Annotated in this window: 7 protein-coding genes; 5 read left to right on the top strand and 2 right to left on the bottom strand. The window is 69.7% G+C overall.

Features of this window, described 5'->3' with window-relative positions; genetic code table 11:
• Positions 1–84 precede the first annotated feature (84 nt).
• The 4 genes from NA4_RS13900 to purF all read left to right on the top strand — a co-directional run bounded on the left by NA4_RS13900 (position 85) and on the right by purF (position 4,998).
• Positions 85–1,125 (top strand): LOTUS domain-containing protein, encoded by a 1,041-nt coding sequence (locus tag NA4_RS13900; protein WP_067469737.1) that lies wholly within the window; start codon positions 85–87, stop codon positions 1,123–1,125.
• Between the two features lie 77 nt (positions 1,126–1,202).
• Positions 1,203–2,444, top strand: a complete 1,242-nt coding sequence (locus NA4_RS13895) for a saccharopine dehydrogenase family protein (protein WP_067469734.1) — start codon at positions 1,203–1,205, stop codon at positions 2,442–2,444.
• Positions 2,445–2,531: 87 nt separating this feature from the next.
• The gene (locus tag NA4_RS13890) at positions 2,532–3,461 is read left to right on the top strand and encodes an HAD family hydrolase (RefSeq protein ID WP_084497070.1); all 930 of its coding nucleotides are present in this window, start codon (positions 2,532–2,534) and stop codon (positions 3,459–3,461) included.
• 124 nt (positions 3,462–3,585) lie between these two features.
• Positions 3,586–4,998, top strand: a complete 1,413-nt coding sequence (purF, locus tag NA4_RS13885; protein WP_084497069.1) for an amidophosphoribosyltransferase — start codon at positions 3,586–3,588, stop codon at positions 4,996–4,998.
• 73 nt (positions 4,999–5,071) lie between these two features.
• Here the strand turns inward: purF and NA4_RS13880 are convergent, their stop codons facing one another.
• Both NA4_RS13880 and NA4_RS13875 read right to left on the bottom strand, forming a co-directional pair.
• Positions 5,072–7,468, bottom strand: a complete 2,397-nt coding sequence (locus tag NA4_RS13880) for an FAD-dependent oxidoreductase (protein ID WP_067469730.1) — start codon at positions 7,466–7,468, stop codon at positions 5,072–5,074.
• Complete coding sequence (locus NA4_RS13875) at positions 7,465–18,525, bottom strand: type I polyketide synthase (protein ID WP_084497068.1); 11,061 nt, start codon at positions 18,523–18,525, stop codon at positions 7,465–7,467. The genes NA4_RS13880 and NA4_RS13875 overlap by 4 nt, the downstream gene beginning before the upstream one ends.
• A gap of 397 nt (positions 18,526–18,922) precedes the next feature.
• Between NA4_RS13875 and NA4_RS13870 the strand changes: the two genes are divergently transcribed.
• Entirely contained in the window at positions 18,923–20,233 is a 1,311-nt protein-coding gene (locus tag NA4_RS13870) for an NsdA family TPR-like regulatory protein (protein ID WP_157128993.1), read from the top strand.
• Positions 20,234–20,251: the final 18 nt, after the last annotated feature.

Below are 20,251 nucleotides of genomic sequence, written 5' to 3'. Positions count from 1 at the left end.
TTCCAGGGGCCCGCGCTGATCTTCCCTTTCCCGTCGGCATGAATCGTCACGGCAGGGCGGCGTGGGCTCCCTTGCCGGAAACGGATGATGATGCCGAAGAACGGCAGTTCCCGAAGCAAGCGCCGTGCCCGGCGCCTGGCCGCCGAGCAGGACTTGCGCTACACGGAAGCGCTGCGACGCAGCGATTCTGGTGACCGCGCAGCGGAGCAGGGCCGAGACGGTGAGGCGTCGGTCGCGGTCGGGTTGACCGCGCTGGATGTCTTGCACACCACCGTGGAGCAGGTGAAAGCAGCCGAACCCGCGGATTCGGCGGCCGCCCTGCGGGCCGCGTTCCATGCACTGGACCTCAGCGTCGCCGCGAACGGGCTGATCGACGAAGCATTGCTCGCGGCTGAGTTCGAAATCTATTGGCCGGGAGAGTATTTCCTTGAGGGTGATCGGCGGTGGTATCTGGATGTGGCGGTGGATCGGCTCGGGTCCGTGCTTCCCATCGTGGGCGAGCCGTCTCGCCGCGATCAGGTGAGCATCCTGGCACCCCCGGATGCGGCGCCGGAGGAGTACTGGCCGGTGGCCCATCTGGATGTGGTGTATCCGCCGGACGAGACCGACAAGGCGCGTCAGCTGCTGCTGTTCCGCACACGCAGCGTCGCGCTGGCGAACAAGGAGCTGTGGGAGCAGGTTCGTGTTCTGTTCGGGCGAGTCCTCGGACATGTTCGAGAACCTGAGCAGCGCAAAGCATGTCGGGTTGTGGCGCTGTTGCTCGATGAGGTTCTGAACCCGGATTCGGGCAGGTCGCGCGACGATGTCGACCGGCGGATCCTCGCGATAACGTCAGGCCGGCGCAGTGCCGGCGAGCTGGCTGCCGACGAACAGTTGATGCGAGCGCTGCACGAGTCGGTCGCCGCGACAGCTCAGGCCAACGGTTGGTCGTTGATGTCGGCGGTGTCGGCCGCACTCGACGGCGGGGCTCTGGATTTCAGGCCGGAGCGCTGGGGCTATACGTCGCCCCTCAAACTGATTGCCGCGACCAAACAGTTCTCGATACGCCGTCTGCCGCGCAAGGGACAGCAGGTCACCGAGGTCCGCGCTCGCGGCCGCGCTGCCAGGGCGGGCACCGGGCGGTAGCCCGAGGCGGCGGCGAGCGTGCGACCGTCGTGCGCTCGCCGCCTTGCGGGAGTAGCGGCCGCCGATACGGTGGGCTGATGGAGGATCGCGAATTCGACCTCGTGCTGTTCGGCGCGACGGGGTTTGTGGGGGCGCTGACCGCGGAGTATCTGGCGGGCGCGGCACCGGCGGGGACACGTATTGCGCTGGCGGGACGGTCGCTGGACAAACTGGAAAAGGTCCGGACGGGTTTGCCCGCCGAGGCGGGGGAGTGGGCGTTGGTACGGGCCGATGCCTCTGATCAGGGGTCCTTGGACGCGCTGGCTGCCCGGGCCCGTGTGGTGGTCACGACTGTGGGCCCGTACATGCGGTTCGGGCTGCCGCTGGTGCAGGCGTGCGCGCGGACCGGCACCCACTACGCCGATCTCACCGGAGAGCCGTTGTTCATCCGCGACTGCATCGACCGGTTCCACGATCAAGCGGTGACCAGCGGCGCGAAGATCGTGAATTCCTGTGGCTACGACTCGATCCCGTCGGATCTGAGCGTGTACCAGCTGTACCGGCGCTCGGTCGCGGACAACACCGGCGAACTCACTGACACCACCCTGGTCGCGTCGCTCAAGGGCGGGGTCAGCGGCGGCACCGTCGACACCGCGCGCGCCATGATGGAGGCTATCGCCGCCGATCCGGCCAAGGGCCGAGTGTTGTCGCATCCGTATTCGCTGAGCCCGGACAAGTCGATGGATCCCGATGTCGGCCGCCAGACCGATCAGGCGTTCGAGCGTGCCTCGGCGATCGATGCGAGCCTCGACGGCTGGGTGTCGACGTTCGTCATGGCGCAGCACAACACGAAGGTCGTGCGGCGCAGCAACGGACTGCTGGGCTGGGTGTACGGCAAGAACTTCCGCTACCGCGAGGTGATGAGCGCCGGCAGCTCACCGCTGGCGCCCCTGATCGCGGCAGCGGTATCGGGCGGCATCGTGGCCGTGATGGTGCTCGGGGCGCTGCTGTCGCGCGTCTCGCCGGGGCGGTGGCTGCTGGATCGGGCGCTGCCCAAGCCGGGAACCGGGCCGAGCGAACAGACCCGGCGCACAGGCTGGTTCGCGATGAAGACGTTCGCCAAGACCACCTCCGGCGCGAAGTATGTGTGTTCCTTCGAGGGTCAGGGCGATCCGGGCTACCAGGCCACGGCGGTGATGCTCGGTGAGGCGGGCCTGTGCCTGGCCTTCGATGAGTTGCCGGAGGTCGCGGGCATTCTGACTCCGGCCTCGTCGATGGGCGATGTGCTCACCGAACGGCTGCGCAAGGCCGGGGTGACCATCGAGGTGGCGCGGGCCTGAACCGGGCCGGGTTCAGCCAGGCGACGGCGCCGGGCCGAGTCCGGCACACCATGGCGGCGGACATGATCGGAGTTGCTGGGCGCGCCGATGATCACTGCTCGGAGTTGGTTCAGCGTCTGCTACATGTTGGGGATGTCGATGGAGCCGACTCGGGCAGCCGTGGTCTCGACAGAGATATCTGTCGTTACTGTCCGCGGGGGTCAGCGGCGACCGAGGTTGGTTGTGCTGGACATCGACGGCACGATTTGCCCGTCCGACGCATACCGGTGGCCGCAGGCTCATAGGTCGATTAGTGCGGCGGTGCGAGCGGGGATCGCGGCTGCTGTTGACGCTGGGGTATCGGTGGTGTTGGGCACTGGTCGCACAGCCCCGGCGACCATTCCGTTTCTTGACGAACTCGGCATCAGGTCCGGTCGGGCGATCTGTTCGAATGGGGCAGTAGTCCTCGATGTCGCTACTGGCCGGGTTGTGCAGTGCACGGCCTTCGACCTCGCCGAACCGGCACGAATTCTGCGTGACCGGCTGCCAGGCGCGGTATTCGTCGCTGAAGTCCCGGGTAAGGGTGTGCTGGCTACGGCACCGACCGCGGACTCCGATATGCATTTCGGTGTGGTTCGGCTGGTTCGTTTCGACGAGCTGGCCAGTGCACGTTCGACGCGGCTGGCTGTGCATTGGCGGGCCGGCGGGGCTGAGGAGCTGGCTTCGGTGGTCGGCAACCTCCGCATTGCGGGCGTGCGTGCTTGGATCGACCCGGGCGATACCTTCGCCGATTTCACTGCCGATTCGGTGAGCAAGGCCAGCGCCGCCGAGGCTGTCCGGGCGGAATTGGGTGTGCCGTGTGATGAGGTTGTCGCGGTTGGCGATGGTGTCAATGACATCGAGTTGTTGCTGTGGTCGGGGCTGGGGGTGGCGATGGGGCAAGCGCCAGCGGCAGTTCGGGCAGCGGCGGACGCGGTGTGTCCCTCAGTCGAGCAGGACGGTGCCGCAACGGTGCTGGCGAGATGGTTCGGCGGCTAGCAGACGTTGATGCGAGTTCTGTTGTGCTGCATGTGTTCCCAGTCGATGGCGTGCGAGGTTCGGCGGCCGATATGAATTGGAATCGGGACTAACCTTGGGGCGAGGGCACGAGTAGTCTGCTCGTGTGGACGACTCCCCCAAGGAGGCCTGTGGTGTTTTCGGCCTCTACGCGCCCGGACAGCCCGTCTCCCACATGACCTACCTCGGCTTGTTTGCTTTGCAGCACCGCGGTCAGGAAGCCGCCGGTATCGCTGTCAGCGACGGCCACAAGATGTGGGTGGACAAAGACACTGGCCTGGTGTCGACGATTTTCGACGATCGACGCCTGCAAACCCTCCAGGGTGATCTCGCCATCGGGCACACCCGCTACTCGACGACTGGTTCCGGCGACTGGAACAACTGCCAGCCCGTCTATCGCGATGCGCGTCGGCACCAGTTCGCCTTGGCCCACAACGGCAACCTGGTCAACACCGCGGAACTGTCCGCACAGCTGGGCCTACCCTACGACGGCATCGGCAGTGACAGTGCCCTGGTCGCCGAGCTGGTGGCCCGGGAATTGGCCGAGCGTGAACTACACGGTGACAGCGAAGAGGTCATCGAGGCGTTCATCGCGACTCTGCCCCAACTGCGCGGCGCGTTCTCGCTGGTCCTGCTCGGTTCGGACTTCCTGATCGGCGCCCGCGACCCGCAGGGATTCCGGCCGCTGTTCCTGGGCCGCCTCGACGATGGGTGGGTGCTGGCATCGGAAACCCCGGCCCTGGATGTCGTCGGTGCCGAGGTTGTCCGCGAGATCGCCCCGGGCGAGGTCGTGGTGATCGACGGCGACGGTGTCCACGTCCGCACGGTGAGTCAGCCGACAGCGGCGCCGGCGTTGTGCTCGTTCGAGTTCGTCTATTTCGCCCGGCCCGACGGCAACCTGCTGGGGCAGAACGTGCATCGGGTGCGGCGGCGGATGGGTCAGGCGTTGGCCCGCCAAGCGCCGGTGTCCGCGGATGCGGTGGTGCCGATCCCGGAGTCGAGTGTGCCGGGCGCGCAAGGGTATGCCGAGGCCTCGGGGATCCCGTTTGTCGACGGGTTCGTCAAGAACCGATACATCGGCCGGACGTTCATCGCGCCGAATCAGGAGCTGCGCAGCAACGCGGTGCGGATCAAGCTCAACCCGATCCGAGAGAACATCGACGGGCAGCGCCTGGTGGTCGTGGAGGATTCGATCATCCGCGCGACCACGCTGCGCGAGACGATGCGGATGATGCGCGCCGCGGGCGCGGCCGAGATCCATCTTCGGGTGCTGTCCCCGCCGTACAAGTGGCCGTGCTGGTTCGGGATGGACACCACCGACCGGTCCAAGCTGGTCGCCTCGCACATGAGCGTCGAGGAGATCCGCGACTACCTTGGTGCCGACAGCCTGGTCTACCTCGGTATCGATGCGATGGTCGAGGCGATCACCCCGGGCAGCAGGGGCGGGCTGTGCACAGCGTGCTTGACCGGCGACTACCCGATCCCCGTGCCGGATTCGGCGATCGCGGTGGCGAAATAGCCTCGGCGAGACCACAACGAACGGGCCCGCTCAGCGACGTCGCTGGGCGGGCCCGTTCGTTGTAGGGGTGGGTTCAGCACAGCCCGAAGGGCGGTTTCAGGCACGGCGCGGCGGTCGGGCCGGTGATCGGGGTAAAGGTGTCCTGGGCGATCGGGCTGTCCCAGGGTTTGCCGAGCACCATGTTCGCGGCGAGCCGTCCGATCTCGTCGGAGCCGCGGGCGCCGTGGCCGTTGCCGCCGACCGCGACGGTGAACGAGTCGTGGTCGAGGTGGCCGATGTTGGGGTATCGGCTGGGGGTCTTTTCGATGATGCAGGCCGCATGCCGGATCGCGGCGGGTGCCAGGGTCGGCACCATCATGGTGGCCATGAAGTTCAGCATCGCCGCCTGTGCGGGGGTGATGGTCTGTTCGGCGTACCAGCTGATCATCTCGGCGGCTCCGTTGAGGGGCTGCACGCACGGCTGCATGCCGGGACCGATCCGCAGCCAGGCGCGTCCGTCGGGGTAGAGCAGCGGTGGCACCAGGTAGATCGAGGTGTTGGCGTCGCCGGTGTCGGCCGGGTCGACGGTGACCACCGGCGGCAGCCCGGCCAACTGTGCGTGCTGAGTGTCGTTGAGTTGTATCAGCAGGTTGGGTTCGGCGTAGGCCTGCATCGCCAACTGTTCAGTGCCGGGCAGCAGGTTGTTGTGGTTGGTGAACGCGCCGGCGGCCACGAGCACCTTCTCTGCGATCACCTCGCGGTGGCCGTGGTCGTCGTCCAGGCATAGCCGCCACCGGCGGCCGGTGTGCTCGACCGCGTGCACCGCGGCGCGCAGGACGCGCGCACCGTGGTTCTGCGCCAGGGCCAGTTGTGCTGAGACGAGGCGGCGCGGGTTCAGGTGCCCGGCGCGGCTGGGTTCGTAGAGTCCTTCCACTCCGTCGTCGAGCGGGGGCAGGCCCAGCATCGGGAATCGGGCGGCCAGGGCTGTTTCGTCGAGGCGTTGCACGGCGATGGCTTGGTCGCGGCACTGGGCGGTGATCGCGTCGGTGCGGTGCCGGATGGATCCTGCGAGCAGGACCAGGGAACCGCTGTCGGTGAAGAAGTCGATCCCGGAGGCGGACTCGATCTCGCGGAACCGGTCCAGGGAGCGGGCGTCGAGTTCGCCCCAGACCGGATCCCAGCCCAGGCGGCGGCAGATGCGTGCCTGGTCGTAGTGCGCGGCGAAGCTGTGCTGGTCACCGGAGCGGTGGTCGACGGGTTCGCGGGGGCCGATGACAAGGGTGTCGGCCCCTGCCTCGCTGAGATATTTGCCGGCGGCGGCACCGAACATCCCGGCACCGATGACCGCGACTTCGACGCGGCGTGGCGCGTCGCCCACGATGTGTATCCGCGAACGATGCTGCGGTGAGGGCTGTTTCGCGGTCGGGGTGATGTCGTCGAGGGCGATCGCGATCCGGTCGGCGAAGCGGGCACGGTCGGCGGGGGTCATCTCGCTGATGTAGGCCGCGGCCGAGGCCAGGGCGACCAGGGCGGCGAACGGGCGTGCCCGTTCGTAGTCGGCCAGGCACGCCGACCACGAGTAGGACATCTCGGCGCGCAGGGTGAGGATGTGGTGGTAGTGGCGCAGGAGCTGTTCGTGCCAGGCGCGGCGCGCTCGCGGTGCCAGTGCGGTGGTGAGCAGCAGCGCGAGGTCGGTCAGCGGGTTTCCCCACATGGCGAATTGCCAGTCAACCAGACGCGCGGTGGTGGGCTGCTCGAGACCGGTGGTCGCGGTGAAAATGATGTTGGCCGGCCAGACGTCGCCGTGGCACAGCGCGGTCACCGTGCTGCGGTGCGCGTCGAGTGACGCTTGCCGTACGCGGTCACGGTCACCGCGCCGGGCCGCGGGGGCGCTCCCGGGGCGGGCCAGGCCGAGTCCGGACAGTGCTTCGGGCAGGTCATCCAGGCCGACGGTGATCGCGGTGATCAGTTCCGTCGAGCCCGAGGTGAGCAGCCACGGGTGCGGGCAGGCGGGGGTGCCGGTGACCACGGTCAGCGAATGCAGCGTCGCCAGAGTGGTGACCGCGGCGTGGGCCTGGCGGTAGTTCAGTCCATCGGCCATCTCAGCGGCGCTGACACCGTCGCCGAGGTCTTCCAGGGCGATGGCGCCCGTGCCGTCGCCGTGACGGATGCTGCGGTAGCAGCGCGGGGCGATGGCGCGTGCGATCGAGCCACACGCGGCCAGGGCCTGGTAACTGGCGATCTCGCGGCCGAGCAGGTCGCCGTCGCGGGTCAGGTTCTGCCAGTGCCCGTCACCGGTCGGGGTGGTCTTGTAGATCAGCGAGTTGTCTCCGCATCGCAGCCGATAGACCGCGCCCATCTCGCCGTCGGTGCGCGACAGGGGCTCGCTGGTGATGGGCTGATCGCTCGAGGTGGTCCAGCCCAGGGTGTTGCGAACCCAATCGAAGCTGGCCTCGGGCATGTCGGGGAACTGGTTGGGTGGCAGGGTCATCGGGTCACCGTCAATTCGTGGGTGCGTGGGTTCGGTGCGGGCAGCAGGTCTTGGTGGGCCAGCCGTGACAGATACAGCGGGATCAGCTCGCGCAGGGGCGGGCAGTGAATGTGGTGGGCGGCCGCGATCGCGGCGCTGTTGTCCACGGCCAGACGCGCGGGGCGCAGGTAGGGATCGCTGCCGGTGAGCAGCGGCACCAGGGGGTAGAGCGCGTTGTTGTGTTCGTGGCGCAGCCCGGTCAGGATGGCCTCGAACTCGGGCAGGGCGACGGTGCGCACCGGGTGGCCGTGGGCGCGCACGAGCTCGATCAACTCGGTGTAGGTGATCGGGTCGGGGTGGGTGAGATGGAAGGTGCGCGCGGCCGATTCAGTGCGTGATGCGGCGACGATCAGCGCGGCCGCGTAGTCCACCGGCACCAGGTCGATGGTGGCCTCGATGTCGGGGCACAGGCCCAGGGTGATGATGCCGCGCAGGAACCGGAGCGTGAAGTCGTCGACTTGTCCGGCGTCGCCGTCGGTGGCGCCCAGCAGCGCGCCAGGCCGGTAGATCGCCGCGCCCAGCCCGCGCCCGCGCGCGTCGGTGACCAACGCTTCTGCGTCCCATTTGGTTTCGGCGTAGCCGCCGCCGTAGAGGCTGTCGCGGTGAGCCAGGGGCAGGTCTTCGGCGATGCTGCGGTAGCGGTGGTAGCCGTAGGCGTCGAAGACCGCGTCGGTGGAGATGTGGTGCAGGCGGGAGGGCTGGCGGGCGCAGGCGAGGGCGATCAGTTCGCCGGTACCGGTGACGTTGGTGGGCGCGAGCCGGTCGTAGGGGTGCAGCGAGTGCACGAAGGCCGCGCAGTGGAAGATGTCGTCGGCTTCGCCGAGCTGGCTCCAGCGGTGCGGGTCGAGCCCGAGCGAGGGGCGGGTGAGGTCGGCGGCCACGGCCGTGACCCGCCGGTGCGCGTCGGTGTTCACCCCGGCGTGGGTGAGCGCGTCGTGCATTCGTCGTTGGGCGTGCTCGTCGTCATCGGCGCGCACCAGGCAGGTGATCTCGCTACCGGTGGTGTCGAGAAGTCGGCGGACCAGCTGGGTGCCGAGGAACCCGGTGGCCCCGGTTACCAGCACGCTGCCGCTGCTGCCCTGCGCCGCTCGGCCGGGCAGCGAGACCGCCGGCGGGGCGGCGGGTGCCGGTGCGGTGGTGTTCTGGGGTCCGGCGGGGAAGAATCCGTGCTCGCGCAGGGTGGTCAGGCACTGTGTGGCCACGTCGAGGATGTGGGTGAGGTCGTCGTCGGTGTGGGCGGTGGACAGGAAGCACACGCGGGTTTCCAGGATGTAGATGCCGTGGTGGGCCATCATGGCGAAGAACAACTCGTGCGCCAGGGGACTGCGGTGCAGCCGGTAGTCGTGGTCGGGGATGAACCGGAACAGCGAGGAGAACGCCACGATCTTCATCGCGAAACCCTCGGCGCGGCAGAACCGGTTGAATTCCTCGGCCAGCCAGGCGACCTTGCGTTCGAGGTGGTGCTGGATGTGGGGACTCTCGTGTTCGAGTATGTCGAGCACGGCCGCGGCGGCGGCCATCGTCATCGGGTTCTTGTTGAAGGTGCCGCCGAAGAACGTCGTCGGGGTCGTCGGGGCGGAGACGGTGTCGCCGTAGGTGAACGCGCCGCCGTCGACGGTGTCGAGGAAGCGGGCCGATCCGGCCACGGCGCCGATCGGCAGGCCGCCGCCGAGGATCTTGCCGTAGGTGACCAGGTCGGCGTCCACGCCCGACCAGCCCTGGGCGCCGCGCGGCCCGACCCGGAACCCGGTGATGATCTCGTCGAAGATCAGCGCGGTACCGGTTGCGCGGGTGAGTTCGCGCAGCTGGTGCAGGTATTCGGTGGGGGCGAGGTCGGGGCGGCGGCTTTGTACCGGTTCGACCAGCACCGCGGCCAGACTCGGCCCCAGTTCGGCGATCACCTGCAACGATTCCTCGCTGCCGTAGTCGAGCACGATCACATCGCCCATCGCGCCGTCGCCGATCCCGCGTGAGATGGGCAGCGACCTCGAGGTTCCGGCGGGCAGGGCCAAGGTGGTGTCGGACCAGCCGTGGTAGGAGCCTGCGAACATGACGAAGCGGGTGCGCCCGGTCGCGGCGCGGGCGAAGCGCAGCGCGGCGTTGACCGCCTCGGTGCCGGAGTTGCAGAACACGGCCCGTTCGGTGCCGGTGAGCCGGCACAGCTGCGCGGCGACCCGTGCGGCGGCTTCGGTTTGCGGGCCGATGTGGATGCCGTGGTCGAGTTGATCGCGCAGCGCGGCGGTGAGCGCTGGCGGGTTGTAGCCGAACAGGTGCACCCCGTATCCCATGGAGATGTCGAGGTATTCGTTGCCGTCGAGGTCGACGAACCGGGCACCGTCGGAGCGGGCGGCCACGATCGGGTAGGTCATCTCCTTGAGGGCGGGCACGAAACTGCCCGCGCGGCAGTTGGCCAGCACCGGCATCGACTGCGCGGCCGCGTGTTTGGAGGTCGCGGTGCGGGCGGCGTAGTCGGCGACGAACCCGGCCACGAACCGCTGCTGCGCGCTCGACAGGTCCTCGGTGGCCGCCTCGGTGGCGCTGCCCAGCGACGCCGGTCCCTGCACGCCGGTCGCGGCGGGCGGGGTCATGGGTGTGGGTGGCGCGGGTGTGGTCGGGGTGTGCGGTTCGCGCGGACCTGCCGCGGCGGTGACCATCTCGATCAGTGCGTTGACGGTGACGGCCCGATCGAACAGTTCGTCGAAGCTGACCGTGACGGCGTGCGTGTCGAGCAGGTAGTGCCCGATGCGGGTGTAGGTCATCGAGTCCGCGCCCAGGCCGGCCAGCTCACTGTCCGGGTCCAGGTCGTCGGGGGCGTAGCCGAGCAGGTCCGCGACCCGGGCATGGATCTGGCGGGCCACATCCGCATTGCCAGCGTCGCAGACCGGGCGTGGCGGCTGATCGTCGGCGGGCACGAGCACAGGGGCTGGGCGGGGTGCGGTGGTGGGCGCGGCGACGGTGGTGCGGCGGAACGGGTAGCCCGGCAGGGGAATCCGTGCCGGGGTGGTGTCGTAGAAGGCGGCCCAGTCGACCTGCTGGCCGGCGCACCAGGCGTTCGCGGCGCGGTGCGCGGGCCCGGCGGCCGCCGACAGTGGGCCCGCAGCGCTGCTGCTGGTGATGACGTCGGCACCGGTGTAGGTGCCGTCGAGCACCCCTGCGAGCAGGGTGGCCAGTTCGGTGGAGGAGCAGGCGATGGCGGCGAGCCTGCACGGGTAGTGGTGGCGTCCGGTTTGCAGCGTGTAGGCCAGCTCGGCGGGGTCGAGGTCGACCGACAGCGCGCCCGCCAGCCCGGCCACGGCCGCGCGCAGGTCGGCGTCGTCACGCGCCGAGACCGGGAACACGAATTCCCCTGTACTACGTGATGTTCGGCGTGCGGGTGCGGCTTCGATGATGACGTGGGCGTTGGTGCCGGACATGCCGAACGCGGAGACGCCCGCGATGAGCGGGGCGGCGGGCGGCCACGAGGTGAGGGCGCGGGGCACCTGCACCGGCAGGGTGTCCCAGTCGAGGTTGGTGTTGAGCGGTTCGCAGTGCGGCTGCGCGGGGATGGTCCGGGTGCGCAAGGCGAGGACGGTCTTGATCAGCCCGGCCAGCCCGGCGGCTTCCTCGAGGTGGCCAATGTTGGCTTTGACCGACCCGATGAGCAGCGGCGTGGTGCGCCCCGCGAACACGGTGGACAGCGCGCCGAGTTCGATCGGGTCACCGAGTTGTGTTCCTGTGCCGTGGGTTTCGAGGTAGCTCACCTGGTCGGGGCTCACCCCGGCGTCGCGCATCGCCTTGTCGATGACCGCGGTCTGGGCGTGGGGGTTGGGCACGGTCAGCCCGGAGCTGGGGCCGTCGTGGTTGATCGCCGAGCCGCGCAGCACAGCGTGGATCGGGTCGCCGTCGGTGAGTGCGGCGTCGAGGCGTTTGAGGATCACCGCGGCGACGCCTTCGCCGCGGCCGAACCCGTCGGCGGCCGCGGAGAACACCTTGGACCGCCCGTCGCGCGCCAGCGCGCCGGTCTTGCACATTTGGACGGTTTCGACGGGGTCGATCAGCAGTTTGGCGGCGGCGACGATCGCGGTGTCGCATTCGCCGCGCCGGATCGCGCTGATCGCGGTGTGGACGGCGACCAGGCTCGAGGAGCACGCGGTGGCCAGCACCATGCTCGGGCCGTGGCAGCCCAGCAGGTGCGACAGGCGGCCCGCGGCCATGCTCAGCGTGGCGCCGGTGGCCACGTGCGGGTCGGTGCCCAGATCGGCGGGGTCCAAGCGGCGCAGGTGATCGTTGAGGAATTCGTCGGCACCCACGAAGACACCGGTGTCGCTGCCGCGCAACGTGGTCGGGTCGATCCCGGCGTCCTCGATCGCATGCCACGTCGTCTCGGCCAGCATCCGGTGCCGAGGGTCCATCCGGGCGACTTCGGCCGGGGAGATCCCGAAGAACGCGGCGTCGAAGCTGTCGATGTCGGCGAGGGTGGCCGCGTGGCGCACGGTCATCTTGCCGGGCGCGGCCGGGGACGGGTCGTAGTAGGCGTCGATGTCCCAGCGGTCGCCCGGAATCGGGGCCAGCACGTCGGTACCGGCGCACAACTGCTCCCAGAATCCGGCGACGGTGTCGGCGCCGGGGAACCGCAGCGCCATCCCGATCACCGCCACCCGGTCGCCGATCTCGGCGTCTTCTCCGGATTCCGGGCCCGTGCCGGTGCCGGGTGCGGTCGGCGTGGTGGTGGGTGCCGGGACCGGGGCCGGCCGGGTTGTGGCCAGCAGGCCGGTCAGGTGCTCGGTGAGGGCGGCGACGTTCGGGTGGTCAAAGGCCACCGTCGCCGGGAGCGTGACGCGGTAGTGGTGCTGCAATGTCGTGCGCAGGTCCAGCGCGCTCAACGAGTCGATCCCGAGCGCTGTGAACCCGCGGTGGGGGTCGACCTCGGCCGGGCTGACGCCCAGAAGTTCGGCGACGGTTCGCGTAATCGCCTGTGCCACATCGGTTTCGGGCGTAGCCGCGGCGACGGGCGCAGGCGGCGTGGAGGCCGGGGTGGCTGGGCTGGCGAGGTGGGTGAGTGCGGCCAGGACGGGGGTCGGGTAGGTGCGGGTGGCGGCGAAGCGGTCCCAGTCCACGGCCGCGATCGCGACGTGGGGGCCAGTGCCCGGCATCGCGGTCAGCGCGGCGGCCGCGGCGGCGGGGTCGAGCAGCGCTTCGCCCTCGTCGCGGATGCGCTCGCGCAGTCGGGTGTCGAGCCGGCCGGTCATCCCTCGCCCGGCCCAGCTGCCCCAGCTCACCGCGAGAGCGGGCAGACCGTGGTCGTGGCGGTGGCGCGCCAGGTCGCACAGGGCACCGTTGGCGGCGGCGTAGGTGGCTTGGCCGGGGTAGCCGATGGTCGCGGCGAGCGAGGAGAACAGCACGAAGAACTCCAGCGGCAGTTCCCGGGTCAGTTCGTGCAGCAGCCACGCTCCGCCGACCTTGCCCGCGAGCACCGCGGCGATGCGCTGGCGGGTCTGGCGGGCCAGGATCGCATCGTCGAGGACTCCCGCGCAGTGCACGATCCCACGCAACCCGGTTCCGAGGCGGTCGATGAGACCGGCGAGCAGGTGCGCGTCGGCGACGTCGCCGCGCACCACCTCGATCTCGGTGCCGGTGGACAGCAGCTGTTTCCACACCGTGGCGTCGGCGGGATGGCCGCTGCGCGAAACCAGCACGATCCGGGCGGGATGGCGGCGGGCGATCAGCAACGCCACGTGCAGTCCGAGCGCGCCGGTGCCGCCGGTGATCAGGTAGGTGCCCTCGGCGCGGACCGGGAGCGCGTCGACGAGCTCGCCGTCGTCGCCTCGGCGGGTGGTCAGGCGAGCGCGCAGCAGACGGCCCGCCCGGATCGTCCAGGCTTCACCGGCGCTGTGCCGGTGCAGGCACGAGATCAGCGCGTTCATCTCCGCCGGGGTCGGTGCCGATGGCACCGTGACCGCGGCACAGGTGAGTTCGGGGTGTTCGGCGGTGATGGTGCGTGCCAGGGCGGCCAGGGCGGTGGCGCGTACATCGCCCTCGGCGCACAGCAGCCACAGCCCGGTCACCGTCGTGGTGCCGGTGACGGTCACGATGGCGCGTGCGGTGTCGATGACCCGGGCCAGGGCGTCGGTGGGGTCGTCGCCGCTGGTGCGCGTGGTGTCGGCGAGGATGAGGTGCAGGCGGGTTCCGGGGGTGGACAGGCGGCCGAGTTCGCTGGCCAGCTCCCGGGCGGTGGGCAGACGGTCGGGGTTGGTGCGCAGCTGCGCGCATCCGCGTCCCTGCGCGCGCAGACTGTCGACGACCCGGGAGGCCAGGTCACCGGGCGGGCCGATGACGACGACGGTTCCCGCGGTGTCGGCCTTGTCGGTTCCGGGTGCGGGTTCCCAGGTCAGATCGAGAAATTGGGGGCAGCTCACGATGTCGGTCTCCGATGACGAGGGGGCAGCGGCAGTGTTCGCGCTGGCGGGAATGGTGGCGGCGGGGCGGTCGATCCAGTGCCTGCGTCGTTGGAAGGGGTAGGCAGGCACCGGGATTCGGCGACTGGTGCGCGGGGCCACGGCGGGCCAGGCCACCTCAGCGCCGGCGGTGTAGAGGTGGGCGAGCGCACCGTAGGCGGCCAGCGGGTCGCGTGGGCTCATGCTCGACAGCCAGGCGCTGCCGGAACCGGGCAGGACGCGGCGGCCCAGCGCGGTGAGGACGGGAGTGGCGCCGATTTCGAGGAAAGTGGCGGCCCCGGCCCGGTCCGCGGTGGTGAGCGCGTCGGCGAACCGGACCGGTGTGCTCAGGTGCGCCACCCAATAGTCGGGCCCGAAATCCGAGTCGCGGGCCGGCGCGCCGGTGCTGGCGGCGATCAGGTCGACGTGAGCGCGGTGGTAGGTCAGCGATTCGGCGACGCGCCGTAGTTCGGCCGCGGCGGGGGCCATCAGCGGGGAGTGCAGGGCGCGCGAGACCGGCAGGGTCCGGGTCGCGATGCCGCGGCGGCCGCACTCGGTGACGAGCCGGTCGATGTCCGGCGTTGCGCCGGAGACCACGACGGCTTCGGGGCCGTTGATGGCAGCGACCGCGACGGTGTCGGCCCACCGGGCGACGAGGGCTTCTGCGGTGGCCGTGTCGGTGGCCAGCTGCACCATTTTCCCTGGCGGGGTGAGGGTTTCGACCAGCTCGGCGCGGGCGGTCACCAGCGCCAGCGCATCCGAGGTCGACAACACACCGGCCAAGGTGGCGGCGAGGTATTCCCCGAGGCTGTGCCCAATCAGCAGGTCCGGGTGCACACCCCAGGACCGCCACAGCGCGGCCGTGGCGTAACCGAGCGCGAAGATCGCCGGATGCGCCGTGGTCGGGTCCGACAATCGTGCGACCGGGGTGTGCCCGTAGAGCAGGTCGGTCAGCGACGCACCATTCTGGGCGGCGACGATGCTCGCGCACTCGCCGAAGGCCTCCCGGAACACCGGTTCGGCCTCGTAGAGGGCGCGGCCCATCTGCGGGTATTGCGAGCCGTACCCGGTGCACAGCCACACCAGCGGCCCCACCGGTGTTCCTGCGTCCTCACCGAGGTCTGCGGTGGTGAGCATCTGGTCCAGCTGGTCGCGGGCCGCTGCGGCGTCGGTGGCGGCGATCGCGGCGCGACAGCGGTGGTGGCGGCGCGCGGCGGCGGTGTAGCAGACCTCGGCGAAGCGATCCGGTGCGTCGTGCAGCAGTCGGCTGTAGCCCGAGACCAGTTCGCGCAGCGCGGCCGGGTTGTGTGCCGAGATCGGCAGGACCTGCACCGATCGGTCAGGCACCGGCTTCCCGGGGTGGGCGATGTCGGGGGCCTGTTCGAGGACCATGTGAGCGTTGGTGCCGCCCATGCCGAAGGAACTCACCCCGGCGCGGCGGGGCCGGTCCGGCTCGGCAGGCCAGTCGCGCAGGGTGGTGTTGACGTAGAACGGTGTCGAGGGAAGGTCCGCGGCAGGGTTGGGGGCGCGGTATCCCAGGCTGGGTGGGATCTGGCGGTGGTGCAGGCTGAGTGCGGTCTTGATCAGCCCGATCACCCCGGCGGCTTCGTCTAGGTGTCCGATGTTGGATTTCACCGACCCGATCGCGCACCACCGACCGGCCCGGTCGGTGCTGGCCCCGAACGCGCGGGCCAAGGCCGCGATTTCGATCGGGTCACCCAATCGTGTTGCGGTGCCATGTGTTTCGACGTAGCTGATGTCGGCGGCGGTGATTCCGGCGGCGCGGTGCGCGGCGGTGATGGCCTCGGCTTGGGCGGCCAGGCTGGGGCCGGTGTAGCTGGGTTTGTCGGCACCGTCGTTGGTGACCGCGGATCCGGACACGACCGCATAGATCCGGTCCCCGTCGGCCAGCGCCTTGGACAAGGTCTTGAGCACGACCACGCCGAGCCCGTTGCCGAACACGGTGCCGTCAGCATCGGCGTCGAACGGGCGGCAGTGGCCCTCGCGCGAGACCATCAGCCCGTCGCGCCACCGGTAGCCGGTGGCTTGGGGGGTGATGACGGTGACCCCGCCGGCCAGGGCGGCGTCGCATTCTCCGGCCAGCAGGGCTTGCCTGGCCAGGTGCACCGCGACCAGCGAGGTCGCGCAGGTGGCCTGGACGTTGATGCTGGGGCCGCGCAGCCCGAGCAGATGCGAGGTCCGCATAGGCAGGTGATCTCCGGCGTTGCCCGCCTCGATGCGCAGGTCAGCGGCCCGGTCGAAGTTGCGGTGACTCAGAAACACGTCCGTACCGAGCGCTGGGAGGACGTTGTTGACCAGGTAGGTGCTCATCGCCGACCCGGCGAACACCGCGACCCGGTCGGTGCTCAGCCCGGCGTCGGCGATCGCCTCGACGGCGGTTTCCAGGAACAGCCGGTGCTGGGGATCGGTCACGGCGGCCTCGGCGGGGCTGATGCCGAAGTACTCCGCGTCGAAATCCTCGATGCCCTCGAGCTGGGCGGCGACGGCGACGAAGTTCGGGTCGCTGGTCTGCTCGGCGGGCAGGGCCGCCACCTCGGCGCTGGTCAGCGGGGCGATCGATTCGACACCGGCACACAGGTTCGACCAGAACTGGTCGAGGCTGTCGGCGCCGGGTACCCGGGCGGCCATCCCGACGATGGCGACTGCGTCGCCGCCGGGCGTGGATGTCGGCGCGGTCGGCTGGTCGTCGTCGGGCCGGGTCAGCTGTCGGGCGACCGCGTTGATGGTGGGTTCGCGAAACAGCAGGGTGGCCGGCAGGGTCCGCCCGAACGCGGCCTCGAGGCGCTGGTGGGCATGCACGAGCATCAGCGAGTCGGCACCGAGGTCGGTGAACGCGGTGTCGGGGTCGGCGTCGTCCACCTCGAGCAGGTCACACCAGATCCGGCTGACCGTGGCCGCGGTCTCGGTCAGCGGCCGGGCAGGGGAGTCCTCGGCGGCGCGGGTCAATGCGGGCAGCGCGTTGCGGTCGAGTTTGCCGCTGGGCGTCAGCGGCAACGCGGCCACGACATGCACCACTGCGGGGACCAGGTGCTCGGGCACGCTCGCGGCGGCATACCGACGCAGCGCGGCGCCCAGATCGGCGGTTTCGGCGCCGGGGGTGGGCACGACGTAGGCGAGCAGGCGGGCGTTGCCGTGGGACGCGCGGTCGGCGATGACAGCGCATTCGGCGACGGCGGGGTGCTCGGCCAGGGCGGCTTCGATCTCCCCGGGTTCGACGCGGAAGCCGCGGATCTTGAGCTGGTTGTCGGCGCGGCCGATGCACTCGATGACCCCGCCGCCGGTGTCGCGGCCCAGATCGCCCATCCGGTACAGCCGTGACCCCGCCGGACCGAACGGGTTGGCCACGAAGCGCTGCGCGGTCAACCCCGCACGGCCGTGGTAACCCAGGGCGAGACAGTCACCCTCGCAGTAGATTTCGCCGACCCCGCCGGGTTCGACCGGGGTGAGGGTGTCGTCGAGCAGGTACAGGGCCATGTTGTCGACGCTGGCGCGCCCGACCGGCGCGACCGCGGGCCAGGTCGCGGGGTCACCGGACAGGGTGTGGGTGGTGACGTCGATGCACTCGGTGGAGCCGTAGTGGTTGTGGATCACCGTCCCGGTGCGCCGCGCGAACTCCCGGATCGGCGGAGTGATCCGCAGGATCTCCCCGCCGACGATCACCTCCACCAGATCGGCCGGTACCTGCGCGGCGGTCGTCGCGGCCTGGGCGACCTGCTGCAAGGCGACAAACGGCATGTACCACTTCTGAATCCGGTGGGTCCGGGCGAACTCGAGCAGCGCGATCGGGTTGGTGCGGGTGTACTCGTCGAGGACGACCAGCGTCGCGCCGGTGGCCAGACCGGCGAAGATCTCGTGGAAGGCCACGTCGAAACTGATCGGCGAGTACAGCAGCACCCGGGTACCGGGTTGCGACAGCCAGGTGCGGCGGTGCCAGGCGAGGAGGTTCGCGATCGCGGTGTGGCTGACCGTGGTTCCCTTCGGCTGGCCCGTGGAGCCGGAGGTGTAGATCATGTACACCGGCGCCGCCACGCTCACGTTCGCGCTCGCCGCGACGGCCGCCGGGCCAGGCCCGATCACGGCGCCGTCGGAAGTGACCGGCAGCGACCGGACCTGCCGCAGTACTGGTTCCAGCTCGCCGGCGTCGCTGTGGCCGGGGTTGGTGACCACGATCCCGGCACCGGAATCGGCCAGCATGAACGCGATCCGATCCGGCGGGTACGCCGGGTCCAGGGGGACCACGACACACCCTGCTTTCACCACCGCGACCACCGCGACGACCTGTGCGATTGACCGCCCGACGCACACCCCGATCATGTCCCCGACCCGCGCACCGGCAGCAGCGAGATGCCCGGCGAGCCGATCGGCGCGTTCATCGAGTTCCCGGTAGGTGATCACCACCTGGCCGTCCTGCACCGCGGGAGCATCACCGTGCTCACCGACCGCTGCGGCCAGCAACTCGGCGACCGGTCGATGGTCGTAGGCGACCCGCGACCGTGCTCGCGACTGCTGTTCCGCATCGAAGGATGGGGCTGGCGTGTGCGTCGCGCCGGCTACCGCCGACACCGGTTCTGGGGGGATCGTCATCGAACGCCTTTCTGTCGAAAGCCGCCGAACGCGGCCCGCGACCTCGCGCCCCGCAGGGGGAGAGGTGCAGGCTTCGTGGGAGGCCACGGCCGATAGCCCGTGTGTCTCGTCCAGGCGGCGATTCGGCCGCCTCGGCTGGCGCTAGCCGAGCCAGTTGGGCTGTGCAACTTCAGGTTTCGAGACTGACAGGCTCTCGGGTCGGCCCACCACAGCAGTTCACCCAGCAGATTCGCAGTCGCCGGAATGCTGGGGAATCTGCTGGGTCGGGCGAGCCGTGGCGCTCAGCGCAGCGGATTCGGCGAAAACCGAATCTGCTGGGTGGACAAACCGGCACGATGAGCTGACAGTTGTGAGGCTCGAGTAGTCGTCTCGGCGACGGCGCGGGAGGTGGGTGATCGTGGCCCGACCGAGTAGGAATCATCTGCTGTACCAAGACATCCGGGACGCAGGATGGACCTATGAGGAAGTCGCCGACAAGATCAACGATCTCGTCGAACGGTCAACCGGACGCCGCGGGCTCTACACCGGGGACTCAGTGTTGCGGCTGGTGAACGGGTCGGTGTCGTGGCCTCATGCTCGCTACCGTGAGGCGTTGTGTCGATTGTTCGGCGCCACGCCCGGTCAGCTCGGATTGGCGAGCCACCGGGCCGTTCGGGCTCGGGTCAAGGAGGTCGATGTGGATCGGCAGGGTTTCCTTCGGACACTGGCGGCCGTCCCCGTACTGGCAGCCCTACCAGCACCGCAACCGACGATCCGTTCGACGAGCCGCACCGTGCCGCGCTGCGTGGGCACCGAGCACGCTCAGCGCGTCAACGCCTGGGCCGAGGAGTTCCGCCAAGGCGACGACGCCGGAAACGGCGCGTTCGAGGGCATGACCGTGCAGCTCGCACGTGCCCGCGAATATCTCCAGGCGACGATGACACCGCCGGTAGAGCGAGAGCTCAAGGCTGCGGTAGCCACCCTCCACCGCGTCGTAGGCTGGGCCCGATACGACCGCGGCGACCACGCCGGCGCCCAGAACGACTGGAACGAAGGCCACAGCCTCATCGGCGACGACGGCCCCCGGTGGCTGCGGGCAGCCCTGTTGACCTGTATGGCCCGCCAGGCGATCTACCTCGGTCACCTCGACTACGCCTTGGACAAACTCGGCATCGCCGCGATTAGGGCGGACAAGCTGTCGCTACTGCGCCGCGCCGATATCGCCGCGGTGAAAGCCCGAGCGTTCGGCGCCCAAGGCAATCACCGCGAGTGCGTTCGCGCGGTCACCGAAGCCGAGTCGCTGTTCAGCGAAGCCGCCGACGAAGACCACCCCGACCTAGCGCACGAGGGATTCGCCACCTACTACAGCGAAAAACTGCTCACCTCCGACCTCGCGCACGGGCTGTTCACCCTGTCCTTTCAGCGGGGACTCGAACTCGGCCCGACCATGACCAGGCTCGAATCCGCGCGCAGCCTCTCCGACGCGCACGCACGATCACGGCTGCGCAGCACCGCCCAACTGGCCGCCCTGCATCTTCGCCACGGCGAAGCCGAACACGGTGTACGCCTAGCACACGAGGTCATCGCTGATGCGCGCGGCACTACATCGGCACGAGTGGTCCACGACATTTGCCGCATTCACCGGCTCACCACAGAACCTCGGATCAAGGCCAGCGGCCCGGTTGCCGAACTCCGCGAGGAAACCGCCGAGCTGCTGGATAGTCTCTGATTGCATGTCGGCTCTAGC

Origin of the sequence: Nocardia amamiensis NBRC 102102 (assembly GCF_001612745.1) — a bacterium.
GTDB classification, from domain to species: Bacteria; Actinomycetota; Actinomycetes; order Mycobacteriales; family Mycobacteriaceae; genus Nocardia; species Nocardia amamiensis.
This window is presented reverse-complemented; position numbering and strand designations above follow the sequence as displayed.

Excerpts from the sequence above, each read along its gene's own strand:
- NA4_RS13900 (WP_067469737.1), top strand. The coding sequence starts at position 85 with ATGATGATGCCGAAGAACGGCAGTTCCCGAAGCAAGCGCCGTGCCCGG.
- NA4_RS13895 (WP_067469734.1), top strand. The coding sequence starts at position 1,203 with ATGGAGGATCGCGAATTCGACCTCGTGCTGTTCGGCGCGACGGGGTTT.
- NA4_RS13890 (WP_084497070.1), top strand. The coding sequence starts at position 2,532 with ATGATCACTGCTCGGAGTTGGTTCAGCGTCTGCTACATGTTGGGGATG.
- NA4_RS13880 (WP_067469730.1), bottom strand. The coding sequence starts at position 7,468 with ATGACCCTGCCACCCAACCAGTTCCCCGACATGCCCGAGGCCAGCTTC.
- NA4_RS13875 (WP_084497068.1), bottom strand. The coding sequence starts at position 18,525 with ATGACGATCCCCCCAGAACCGGTGTCGGCGGTAGCCGGCGCGACGCAC.